The 12,456-nt window shown below is 39.5% G+C and carries 11 protein-coding genes; 6 read left to right on the top strand and 5 right to left on the bottom strand.

Annotated elements, in window-relative coordinates; translation table 11 throughout:
* Window positions 1-34: 34 nt before the first annotated feature.
* The 4 genes from gyrB to dnaA all read right to left on the bottom strand — a co-directional run bounded on the left by gyrB (window position 35) and on the right by dnaA (window position 6,296).
* Window positions 35-2,503, bottom strand: a complete 2,469-nt coding sequence (gyrB, locus tag EGT34_RS11305; RefSeq protein ID WP_000093726.1) for a DNA topoisomerase (ATP-hydrolyzing) subunit B — start codon at window positions 2,501-2,503, stop codon at window positions 35-37.
* 52 nt (window positions 2,504-2,555) lie between these two features.
* On the bottom strand, window positions 2,556-3,638 hold the full coding sequence (recF, locus tag EGT34_RS11310; protein ID WP_000550811.1) for a DNA replication/repair protein RecF: 1,083 nt from the start codon (window positions 3,636-3,638) through the stop codon (window positions 2,556-2,558).
* A gap of 14 nt (window positions 3,639-3,652) precedes the next feature.
* Window positions 3,653-4,801, bottom strand: a complete 1,149-nt coding sequence (gene dnaN / locus EGT34_RS11315) for a DNA polymerase III subunit beta (protein WP_001237350.1) — start codon at window positions 4,799-4,801, stop codon at window positions 3,653-3,655.
* Between the two features lie 97 nt (window positions 4,802-4,898).
* The gene (dnaA, locus tag EGT34_RS11320) at window positions 4,899-6,296 is read right to left on the bottom strand and encodes a chromosomal replication initiator protein DnaA (protein ID WP_000964768.1); all 1,398 of its coding nucleotides are present in this window, start codon (window positions 6,294-6,296) and stop codon (window positions 4,899-4,901) included.
* 670 nt (window positions 6,297-6,966) lie between these two features.
* Between dnaA and rpmH the strand changes: the two genes are divergently transcribed.
* From rpmH to mnmE, 5 genes are all read left to right on the top strand, one after another.
* Complete coding sequence (gene rpmH, locus EGT34_RS11325) at window positions 6,967-7,101, top strand: 50S ribosomal protein L34 (RefSeq protein ID WP_000831329.1); 135 nt, start codon at window positions 6,967-6,969, stop codon at window positions 7,099-7,101.
* 29 nt (window positions 7,102-7,130) lie between these two features.
* Entirely contained in the window at window positions 7,131-7,523 is a 393-nt protein-coding gene (rnpA, locus tag EGT34_RS11330; RefSeq protein WP_001240377.1) for a ribonuclease P protein component, read from the top strand.
* Window positions 7,524-7,533: 10 nt separating this feature from the next.
* The gene (gene yidD, locus EGT34_RS11335; RefSeq protein ID WP_000251652.1) at window positions 7,534-7,854 is read left to right on the top strand and encodes a membrane protein insertion efficiency factor YidD; all 321 of its coding nucleotides are present in this window, start codon (window positions 7,534-7,536) and stop codon (window positions 7,852-7,854) included.
* A gap of 5 nt (window positions 7,855-7,859) precedes the next feature.
* Window positions 7,860-9,620 (top strand): membrane protein insertase YidC, encoded by a 1,761-nt coding sequence (gene yidC, locus EGT34_RS11340; protein WP_001188089.1) that lies wholly within the window; start codon window positions 7,860-7,862, stop codon window positions 9,618-9,620.
* Between the two features lie 90 nt (window positions 9,621-9,710).
* Entirely contained in the window at window positions 9,711-11,066 is a 1,356-nt protein-coding gene (gene mnmE, locus EGT34_RS11345) for a tRNA uridine-5-carboxymethylaminomethyl(34) synthesis GTPase MnmE (protein ID WP_024437377.1), read from the top strand.
* A gap of 46 nt (window positions 11,067-11,112) precedes the next feature.
* Here mnmE and EGT34_RS11350 read toward each other — a convergent pair whose 3' ends face one another.
* A complete protein-coding gene (locus tag EGT34_RS11350; protein WP_000018128.1) occupies window positions 11,113-11,376 on the bottom strand; it encodes a metal/formaldehyde-sensitive transcriptional repressor in 264 nt (87 codons plus the stop codon).
* Between the two features lie 57 nt (window positions 11,377-11,433).
* On the opposite strand from EGT34_RS11350, the gene dmeF reads away from it, so the two are divergent.
* Window positions 11,434-12,414: a CDF family Co(II)/Ni(II) efflux transporter DmeF gene (dmeF, locus tag EGT34_RS11355; RefSeq protein ID WP_039263210.1), complete on the top strand. Its 981-nt coding sequence runs from the start codon at window positions 11,434-11,436 to the stop codon at window positions 12,412-12,414.
* Window positions 12,415-12,456: the final 42 nt, after the last annotated feature.

The following is a 12,456-nucleotide window of genomic DNA, read 5'->3' on the forward strand; positions in this document are numbered from 1 at the left end:
CTCTCCCTAGACTGATTTAGAATCTTGCTATCAATTAAGCATCAATATCCGCATTTAATGCATTTTCTTCAATAAAGGCACGACGTGGTTCAACATCATCGCCCATTAAGCATGAGAACATGCGATCAGCTTCAATTGCATCATCAATAGTCACCTGTAACATATTACGGTTTTCAGGGTCCATTGTGGTTTCCCAAAGCTGCTCAGCATTCATCTCGCCCAGACCTTTATAGCGCTGGATCATCATTCCACGGCGTGAATCTTGCAGAATGTGCTGCCATACCTGATGGAAATTAGCGACTTGAATACGACGATCACCTTTTTGTAAGTATGCGCCATCTTCAATTAACTTGAACCAACTCTTCGAGTTCTTCAATAAACGAGCATATTCCGCAGAATTCAATAAACCTGCGTCAAGTAAGTAAGCATGTGGCAAGTTATGAACATATACGGTTACACGCGGCCAGTAATGCGCAGATTTCTCGCCTTGAGCATTCTCACGTTCAAATGTTTCAAGCGTAATTTCCGGACGTAAGCTTGGTTGCAACTTCTCTACAGCTTCACGTACTTGATCTGCCCATTGTTGTACATAAGCTTGATCATGGTTTTGATCTGCTTTAAATGCGTCGACTTCGAGCAATGCATCCAGTAAGCTTGCTGGATAACGTAACGTTAAGCGTTGTAAGCTCTTTTGTGAAACTTGATAGTCTTGAATTACTTTTGCCAGCGCTTCACCTGTAATTGCAGGCGCATCAGCACTAATATGTAAAGCAAGCTCATCAATCGCATTTGAAATCAAGTAAGTTTCTAATGCGTCATTATCTTTAATATATTGCTCTTGCTTACCTTTTTTGAGCTTATACAAAGGTGGCTGTGCAATATAAATATGACCACGTTCCACCAACTCCGGCATTTGACGGAAGAAGAATGTTAATAACAATGTACGGATGTGCGAACCATCGACATCGGCATCGGTCATAATAATAATTTTATGATAACGGAGCTTGTCAGGGTTATATTCTTCACGGCCAATACCACAGCCAAGTGCTGTAATTAATGTACCCACTTCCTGACTAGAGATCATTTTGTCAAAGCGCGCACGCTCAACGTTCAGGATCTTACCTTTTAAAGGTAGAATAGCCTGCATTTTACGGTTACGGCCTTGTTTGGCACTACCACCCGCAGAGTCACCCTCGACAAGATACAATTCAGAAAGCGCTGGGTCTTTTTCCTGACAGTCAGCCAATTTACCAGGCAAACCTGCAATATCTAATGCACTCTTACGGCGTGTCATTTCACGTGCTTTACGTGCAGCATCACGTGCGCGTGCAGCATCAATAATCTTGCCTGCAATTGATTTTGCAGCTTGTGGATTCTCAAGTAAGTAAGCAGAGAACTCTTTGTTCATTGCTTGCTCTACCGCTGGTTTTACCTCACTTGATACCAATTTTTCTTTTGTCTGAGACGAGAATTTTGGATCAGGAACCTTAACAGAAATAATCGCTGTTAAACCTTCACGCGCATCATCACCAGTCACATTCACTTTTTCTTTCTTGAGAATATTTTCATTTTCAAGATACTGGTTTAAGCCACGTGTTAAAGCTGCGCGGAAACCTGCTAAGTGCGTACCACCATCTTTTTGTGGAATGTTGTTTGTGAAACAGCGAACATTTTCTTGGTAACTATCGTTCCATTGCAATGCAACTTCTACAGCAATACCGTTGTCAGCATCAGCTGTGAAATGGAAGATTTCGTTGAGATGGTTTTTACCTTCGTTGATGTATTTTACAAACTCAGATAAACCGCCTTCATAGTCATACACATGCTCAAGGTTAATACGTTCATCACGTAAAACGATACGTACACCAGCATTCAAGAAAGAAAGCTCACGTAAACGGCGTGCTAGAATTTCAACATTAAAAATGGTTTGACTGAATGTTTCTGCACTTGGCCAAAAACGTACAGTTGTTCCGGTATTATCCGTTTCACCAATCACACGCAATGGATATTGCGGATCACCATGATGATATTCTTGCTCATGGATTTGACCAGCACGGTAAATCGTTAAATGCAATTTACTTGAAAGTGCGTTAACAACAGAAACACCTACGCCGTGTAAGCCACCTGAAACTTTATAGCTATTATCGTCAAACTTACCGCCTGCGTGCAGAATCGTTAAAATTACTTCTGCAGCAGAAACCCCTTCTTCAGGGTGAATATCGGTTGGAATACCGCGGCCATTATCTGAAACACTGACCGATTCATCTTCGTGAATCGTGACAATAATTTCATCACAGTGGCCAGCTAAAGCTTCGTCGATTGCATTATCGACAACCTCAAACACCATATGGTGTAAACCGGTACCGTCGTCTGTATCCCCAATATACATACCCGGACGTTTACGAACTGCATCTAATCCACGTAATACTTTAATACTAGAGGAATCATAAGCCTTTTCATTGGTTTGTTCTGTTTGAGAGGCTGATTGAGACTCTGAACTCATGGTTTCTCCCTAGCAAATATAGGTTTATTCAAAGATGGGTAACATCAAAAAATTATGGTGCAGCAAGACTAACTTGACCGGATTCAACACTGAATAATTGATATGAAATAGACAGATCATGTAAATGTTTTTTTACCGATGCATGATCTAAAGTTGTCATAAAAACCTGGCTACCAAGTTGGCTTAATCGTTCAATTAAACGTTGTTGTGCGGTTAAGTCTAATTCTGCTGTCAGATCATCTAATAATACCACAGTTTCCTTATTACTCGCATGCAACATTGCAATTTGTGACAGTTTTAAGGCAATAATCAAGAGTTTTTTCTGACCTCTTGATAAAACATCATCAGCATGCCCAAATGGAGTTTTTAAGCGCAAATCTGCCCGATGCGGACCATACTCGGTATAACGTCTCTCGATGTCTTTTTGATGCTGATTCAACAAGTCTTGCATAAGCCCCTGCTCTGTATGAAAACCTGGGCTATATTCCAGCTCAATCTCCAAATCAGGGAGTAATTGGCTTAAGTCATTTTGGAAATAAACATTCCATTGCTCGACAATACTTAAACGCTGTGAGTGCAAAATCTCGCCATAATTACTCAACATTTTGTTCCACGGTTCTAAATCAGCTAATGAAAGATTACGCCGTGTTTTGAGTAAGGTATTACGCTGCTTTAGCACACGAGAGTAATATTGCCACGCAAAATAAAATTCAGGTTCCACGTGGAACATAAGCCAATCTAAAAGTTGTCTTCTTGGCTTGGCACCATGATCAATAATATCCGTACTTTGTGGATCAATATGTTGTAAAGGAAGTAACTTTGCGAGCTGACCTTGAGTTGCAACGGTATCGCCATTCACTTTCATGAGTTGCTCACCAGAAGCGAGTTTTTGCATACCAATTTTTTCAGTTGCTGACTGAGCAAATACAATCGCGTCGTCAGCTTCATATTGAATATAATTTTTGGGTATATGTGTACGGAATGAGCGACCTGTTGCAAGCAAATGGATCGCTTCTAAAATTGATGTTTTACCCGAACCGTTTGCGCCATAAAAGACATTAAACGGTTGCAACCCATGGAGTGCAACCGTTTTTAAATTACGCACACGTTCAATATTTAAGCGCGTAAGATGCATATAGTTAAACCAGATTAAACACGCATCGGCATAACCACATAGGTCTGGTCAGGATGAGCCGGATCTTGAACCAATACAGACTGATTCGCCTCAGTCATGCTCATATTTACATCATCACCATCTAATACACCCAACACATCGAGTAGGTATTGAGCATTAAATGACATTTCTAATGGGGCACTTTGATATTGGATCGCTAAATCTTCAATTGCTTCATCTTGTTCAGGGTTATTTGCACGAAGCTGTAAAGAATCCTGATTGAAGTTTAGGAAAACACCACGCAATTTTTCATTACTTAAAATTGCTACACGTTGTAATGATTGTTTAAATACGTCATGACCAATCAAAACATGTTTATCACCACCACGTGGAATAACACGGCGATAATCAGGGAATTTCCCATCAATCAATTTAGTTGTAAAACGAACTGTAATATCACCTTGTTCTTTATCACGGCTTGGCGTATTAATCGTTACATTTAATAATTCACGTCCAATAAGCAATGTGAGTTGTTCATCTTCAATGCTGAGTAAACGTTGTAATTCTCCCACAGCTTTACGAGGCACAATCGCTTGTACCAGCTGAGATGAAGTAGAGGAAGCCAAAATTTCACAAAGTGCTAAACGGTGACCATCAGTTGTTACTGCACGCAATTGATTTTCATCAATTTCTAATAAAGTACCAGTGAGGTAAAAACGTACGTCTTGTACAGCCATTGCAAAAGCAGTTTTTTCAAATAAACGCTTTAATTCACGTTGAGTCACCTGTACTTGCGTACCTTGGCTATTCTCAGTGGTTAACAATGGATAATCTTCAGCCGGTAGTGTACCTAGCACAAAACGGCTATTACCAGACTTTAAAATACATCTTTGATCTTCAGTAATTTGTAAATCAATCAATGCAGCTGTAGGCAAAGATTTACAAATTTCCATCAATTTACGAGCAGGAACAGTTGTCTCGCCTGCCTCAAGGCACGCCCCTTCTGATAAAGCGGTGCTCGCTACGAGTTCAACTTCTAAATCGGAACCCGTAATAGTGAGCGCTTGAGCATTAGTCTGAATTTTGACGTTTGAAAGAATATTCAAGGTATGACGACGTTCTACCGCACCGACCACATGCGATAAAACATTGAGTAAACTTTCTTTAGCGATTTTCAAACGCACGATTCATTCCTCTAGCAACTTGGAGCAAACATTTCATTTTTTAGCTGTGTACTATGCTGCACTTACGTAGACTTTGCAACAACGTCTTATTATTTCATTAACTTTGAAGCAAACGTAATAAGTTCTTATAATCTTCATCAAAGATTGGGTCTTCTTCCCGTAAACTGACGACTTTTTCACAAGCATGCATCACTGTACTGTGATCACGCCCACCAAAAGCCATTCCAATTTCAGGAAAACTATCTCCCGTTAATTCACGGGCAAGCCCCATCGCCAACTGACGTGGTCGAGCATAAATTCGGGTACGCTTTGGACCTACCAGCTCTTTTAATGGAATTCGGAAATATTCACTCACTACACGCTGGATATTTTCTACACTAATTGTACGAGCACGGATCGCTAAAACATCTTTTAAAGATTCCCGTACGACATCAAGGTCAATTGGAGCACCTTTAAAACGTGAAATTGCGACAACTTTATTCAGTGCGCCCTCAAGTTCACGTACGTTCGCTACGACTTGTTGGGCAATAAACAACGCACAGTTTCTAGGTAAATCAACGCCACTATTTTCAGCTTTTTTAAGCAGAATTTCGATTCGAGTTTCAATATCAGGTGGTTCAACACCTACTGATAGCCCCCAGGAAAAACGAGAAACCAAACGAGGATCAAGTTCTGTTAATTCTTTAGGATATCGATCTGACGTTAAAATAATTTGTTTGGATTCATCAAGTAAGGCATTAAATGTATAGAAGAATTCAACGAGGCTTGCTTCTTTTCCTGCCAAAAGATGAATATCATCTACTAATAACAAGTCTAAAGAACGGCAATTTTTCTTAAACTCTTCTACCTTTCCTTTTTGTAATGAGCTCACAAAATCTTGTACAAAACTTTCTGAAGTCATATACATGACTCTTGCATTCGGCTTCGCTTGCAGTAAGGCATTACCAACTGCTTGCATTAAGTGAGTCTTACCAAGACCTGTCGGGCCATATAAAAACAAAGGGTTATGTTGAGAAGCACCTAACTGTGTTAATACTTTTCTACAGGTTTCTGCTGCCATTTGGTTAGAACGGCCTTCAACAAATAGTGAAAAAGTAAATTGTGGATTTAATAGTTTCTTTTTTGAACTCTTAGAACTAACCGCAGTATTAGCAACAGGTTCCGGTTCTCTTTTAACCTTAGCAGGTTGAGGTATAGGGGCAGTTTGTAAAGCTGCTGTAGTTGTTGCAGGCTGTTCACTAGAGGACAAAATACTACCAGGACGAGAATCTACCAAGATTTCAACCTGACGCACCCGCCCTTCTGACAATTGTTCAGCCAATATAGAAATTAACTCTAAATGATTCTCTTGAATATAACGCGTCCAATAAGGATTAGGAGCATAGAGACGTAGTATCCCCTCTACTTCTTCAGCTACTAAAGGGCGAATCCACATCGCAAAGACGTTATCAGAGAGCTCTTGTCGCAAGCGAGTTAAGCAGTCTGTCCAAAGCATGTGTATCCCCTATGTCTGCGTTTTAAATTCAAATCATTTAAAGATTAACCCTTCCTGATGAGAAGGGGTCGCCATTCTACCCAAGTTATCCACATCTGTCATGACGATTTCGTTTGATTTTGCCTAAAAAGAAATCTCTTGTGAATAAATTTAAATTCAAAATCAATTGTGAATAACTTTTTGCACATCCTGTGGATAAATTATCACATAAACTTACCCACAATCCATAAAGACAATAAAAACAGAGTTATCAACAGTTCAAATATATGTTTTTTAAATTTAAAACTGTGAAATCCACAAGAAAAGTCCACACTAATAAGAATAAATTTAAATTTTAAAATTTGAATTTATTTAATAGGACTGATTCAAATTGTGGATAACTAAAAAATATGAATTTAAATTCAAATATACCAAATCAAAACCAACTTCACATCAAGGTTTGTTGATAAGTATGTAAATAAGAAGTGTATATCTTAAAAGTCTTAATAAAAATAAACAATTACTTTGTGTATAACTTTTAAATAAGAAAAATAGGCTAAATATAAAGAGAAGATAAAAAATTAAAAATTTGACTTAAATACAAAACTTTCACGGTTTTTCATTGACAGCGTAAACATTGCACAATAAAATCGCGGACCTTTATAGAAAGATCATTTTTGGGAGTTTCGATATGAAACGTACTTTCCAACCATCTGAATTAAAGCGTAAACGCGTTCATGGTTTCCGTGCTCGTATGGCAACTAAAGCTGGTCGTCAAGTATTAGCTCGTCGTCGTGCAAAAGGTCGTCATAGCTTAACTGTTTAATACTGTTACGCTGACCAGACTTGGGTGTGATGGCACTTTACAGTTTTAGCACAGATCTTCGTATACGCTGTGCTGCAGATTATAAAAGTGTATTTGATGGTGCGCTTTTTAAAGTGCATCAACCCCATTTTTTATTTCTTGCAAAATTAACCGAACAGCCTAACAGCCGTTTGGGTATTGTTGTTGCTAAGAAAAAAGTGCGTCGTGCGCATGAAAGAAATCGAATAAAACGTCTTGCTCGTGAGAGCTTTCGTCTACATCAGCCGAAATTTGGGTCAGACATAGATGTTGTTGTGATGCCTAAAGTTGGTATAGAAACGATTACGAATGCTGAGCTATATCAACAATTAGATTTTGCTTGGCAAAAATTACAACGCTTAGCGAAAAAACATTCTAAAGTTGTCCCAACCTCGCAGAATTAAGAGATGACCAATGGTTCGTATTTTGCGTTGGTTCATTCGACTGTATCAAATTGCGATTAGTCCGCTTCTTGGACCCCGTTGTCGTTATATCCCAACTTGTTCCCAATATGCGCTAGAAGCATTACAAACTCATGGTGCAATCAAAGGCGTTTGGTTATCTTCTAAACGTATTTGTCGTTGTCATCCGTGGGGAGGCTCTGGATACGATCCGGTACCGCCTAAAGCAATTCGTTTTATTTCGTTTCATCAAATAGATTCTCAAACGCATCATGTTGCTGTACCCTTTCGTGATCGTTTAATGAAGCAAAATCTCTCTAACCATTTGGGGTAATAGATATGCAACAATGGGCCAGGTTTGCAATTCTCGGGGCCATGTTTGTCACCGCATATTTGCTCATTTTGGCTTGGCAAAAAGATTATGGAAATGCTGCAACTGCACCGCAACAACAAGCGGCGGCTGTAAGTTCACATGAAGTATCTGCTGATTTGCCAAATGCTAAAACTGCAACAGTGGCTTCCGATGTGCCACAAGCAAATATTGCGCAGTCACAAACCACAGATGCAACTGCACCTGTGAATCAACAGCTTATTTCAGTACAAACTGACCTTTATCATCTTTGGATCAATCCAAAAGGTGGTGATATTGTTCGTATTGAATTACTCTCTCACGACAAGAGCAAAGACAGTAATCAACCATTTGTTATGCTTGAAAATGATGCCAAGCGTACTTATGTTGCTCAGTCTGGCTTAATTGGTTTGAATGGACCAGATAGCAGTCGTGGTGGTCGCCCATTATATGCTGTTGAAAAAACATCATATACTTTAGCTGATGCTAAAGGGGTACAAGATCAAAGTGGACATTCTGAGAAAGTTTTAACAGTTCCTATGGTGTTTAAGACACCAGAAGGCGTTGAAATTATTAAAACTTTTACATTTACTCAAGGTCAATATCCAATTGTTGTCAAACATCAAGTTGTTAACCGTAGCCAACAAAACTGGCAAGGTCAGATGTTTGGACAGTTGAAACGTGATAATTCGGAAGATCCAGGTAAGTCTTCTCAGGGTATTTTCACTTTAGGTACGTTCTTAGGTGGTGCATGGGGTACTCCGGATGCTCACTACAACAAACTTAAGTTTGCGAATTTCTCTGAAGAAAAACTCAATACCGAAGCTAAAGGCGGTTGGGTTGCAATGGTTCAGCACTACTTTGTAAGTGCATGGATTCCAGGAAACCTTAAACTGACTCAAGCAAATGGTCAGCCTTATGTCGCTAAACTTGAATCTCGTCAGTCTGCGGATCATATGAATATTATTGGCTTTACTTCGCCAGTAATTAATGTTCCGGCGGGTACTTCAATGGAAGTCGATGCGAAGCTTTATTCAGGTCCAAAAGTACAATCTGAATTAAAAGATTTAGCGGTAGGTTTAAACCAGACTGTTGACTATGGTTGGTTATGGCCAATTGCGAAGTTATTGTTCCTAGGTCTTCAATTCTTCCATAGCATTGTAGGCAACTGGGGATGGTCAATTATCTTACTTACCATTATGGTGAAGATGATTTTATGGCCTTTATCTTCAAAAAGTTATCGTTCTATGGCGAAAATGCGTGTGATTGCACCAGAAATGCAACGCATGAAAGAAGAATTCGGTGAAGACCGTATGCGCTTCTCGCAAGAAATGATGGCGCTTTACAAACGTGAACAAGTTAACCCGCTTTCTGGTTGTTTACCGTTATTGCTACAAATGCCGATTTTCCTTGCTTTGTACTGGGTACTCATGGAAAGTGTAGAATTACGTCATGCACCTTGGTTAGGCTGGATTCAAGACTTGTCTGCGATGGACCCATGGTTCATCTTGCCATTAATTATGGGTGCGACAATGTTTGCTCAGCAAATGTTGAACCCGCAACCTGCTGATCCAATGCAAGCGAAAGTATTCCGCATTATGCCGATTATGTTTACGGTATTTATGTTGTTCTTCCCTGCGGGTCTTGTGTTGTACTGGATTGTGAACAACAGTATTACAATCTTACAGCAATGGTTTATTAACAAGAGCGTTGAGAAAAGTCGTATCAGTAAAGCTGAATCGGCATCTTAATCCTTGAACTTTTGCTGAATCAATCCGCTTAAGATGGTAATCTTAGGCGGATTTTTCTTTGGCTGTATTTTAGGTTTTTAGGTGAATAATATGCATAGTCAAACCACAATTGCCGCAATTGCAACGCCACCAGGGCGTGGTGGAGTGGGCGTGATTCGCTTATCGGGACCTAAGGCCTATGATATTGCTCAAAAACTGACGCAAAAAAACTTACCTGAAGCTCGGATGGCGGGTTTCCGTAAGTTTTATGATGCTGATGGAAGTATTATGGATGAAGGTATTGTCTTGTGCTTTCCAAATCCACATTCTTTTACTGGTGAAGATGTTGTAGAACTTCAAGGCCACGGTGGTCCTGTCATTCAAAATGCCTTACTTGGCCGTTTATTTGAGCTTGGGGCAATTGCTGCAAAAGCTGGGGAATTCTCCATGCGAGCTTTTGAAAATGGCAAAATGGACTTGGTACAAGCTGAAGCAATTGCCGATTTGATTGATGCGACCTCTCAAGCTGCGGCTCGTTCGGCAGTCCGTTCTTTACAAGGCGCTTTTTCAACAAAAATTAATACAGTTTTAGAAAAACTGATTCATTTACGTCTGCACGTAGAAGCTGCGATTGATTTTCCAGAAGAAGAAATTGATTTTTTGGCTGATGGCAAAATTTTAGCTTTGTTGGAAGATGTTCAACAATCTGTACATGCTGTTCAAACCTCTGCACGACAAGGGCAATTACTCCGTGAAGGTCTACAGGTTGTTATTGCGGGTAAACCAAATGCAGGTAAGTCGAGCTTGTTGAATGCACTTGCTGGTGTTGAGCGTGCAATTGTGACTGATATTGCTGGCACAACTCGTGATGTTTTACATGAAAAAATTAGCTTAAATGGTTTACCAATCACCTTAACGGATACTGCGGGTCTTCGTGAAACGGGAGATGTAGTCGAGAAAGAAGGCATTCGTCGTGCAATCAAAGAAATTGAGCAGGCCGATTTGTTGTTATTGGTCTACGATTTAAATCAAGGCGATGATCCTTTAAAACTGGCTCAAGAATACTTTGCCGAACATATTGAACCGCGTCGTCTTATGTTAATTGGTAATAAATGTGATTTAACTGGTCAATCTGCCGAAATAAGCGATTATCAAGGGTTCCGTCATATCACAGTTTCAGCAAAACAAGAGATGGGCGTACAAGGCCTCGTAGATGCGATTACAGCGCATGCAGGATTTCACCCTGAGGAAGATACATTTATTGCGAGAACACGTCATTTAGACGCAATGAAGCGCACTCAGCTCTATTTGGCAGAGGCACGTGAGCAACTTGTTATATTTAACGCAGGTGAACTCGTTGCTGAATCACTACGTCTTGCTCAAAATGCTTTAGGTGAAATTACGGGTGACTTTAGTGCCGATGACCTATTAGGCAAAATCTTTGGTTCGTTCTGTATCGGAAAATAATAAAAAAACTGGATGATGTAGAGTGCTATGTCATCCAGTACTTTTCTCAGCCGTATCTTTTTAAAACTTTTAAAAATTCATCTAGCTCATTTTGATCGACTTCTGCGCCTTTAAGTACGTGATGATGTAAGTGCTGTTCCATTAATTCACTCATCAAACCGTTTATTGCACCTTTTATGGCTGCAACTTGCTGCAAAATATCTATACATGAAGATTCTGGTTGTTCTATCGCATTTTCAATGCTGTTGATTTGCCCTTTTAGTCGTTTTACACGATTAACAATTTTTTTATCCTGACCAATGTGACTCATCTGTTTTCTCTTGTACAATTTAATATACTGGTAGGGAGTATATTGGGTTTAAATTTTATGCAGGATTATAGTGTATCACGTCATCATCAACATCAGTTTGATGAAGGAAATCCACTTGCACAAAAACGTATTTTGATTGCAACCATTTTAACGGCGTCCATGATGGTACTGGAAGTATTTGGTGGGTGGTTCTTCAATTCAATGGCACTATTGGCCGACGGTTGGCATATGAGTTCACATATGTTGGCCCTTGGTTTAGCCTACTTTGCCTATCGTGCAGCCCGTCATTATTCCAATGATCATCGTTTTAGCTTTGGAACTTGGAAAATTGAGATTTTAGCCGGCTATAGCAGCGCAATTTTGTTGATGGTTGTGGCTATTTTTATGGCTTTTCAGTCAATTCAACGTTTATTTAACCCGGTTGAAATTTTTTATAATGAAGCTATTCCAATTGCAATTTTAGGTTTGGTTATTAACTTGATTTGTGCCTGGTTACTTCATGATGATGGGCACCATCACCATCACCATCACCATCACCATCACCATCACCATCACCATCACGAGCAAGGGCATCATCACCATGATTTAAACCAAAAAGCTGCGTTTTTACATGTGGTTGCAGATGCAGTGACTTCTGTTTTTGCAATTGTAGCGCTTTTCGCAGGTAAATATTTTGGATGGGATTTTTTAGATGCACTTTTAGGAATTTTAGGGGCTATTTTAGTTGCAAAGTGGTCTTTTGGCTTAATGAAAGAAACAGGTAAAACCCTTCTAGATGCTGAAATGGACCATCCTGTAGTTGATGAAATTCGGGAAGTAATAGCTGAATTTCCGAAACATGTGGAAATTACAGATATTCATGTCTGGAAAGTTGCAAAAGGTAAATTTTCTTGTATTTTGGCACTTGAAACTGACGATATCTCTTTAAATGCAGACCAGATTCGTGATGCTTTATCGATTCATGATGAAATTGTGCATATTTCAGTAGAAATTAATACCTTAAAACCTGTTTATGTTCCACGTGAAACATTGGCGTAACTGAGTAGAAGTTTGGTTATAACTCGGTAATCAGTTCTGTTT

The sequence above is a fragment of the Acinetobacter sp. FDAARGOS_558 genome (assembly GCF_003937785.1).
Classification (GTDB): domain Bacteria; phylum Pseudomonadota; class Gammaproteobacteria; order Pseudomonadales; family Moraxellaceae; genus Acinetobacter; species Acinetobacter baumannii.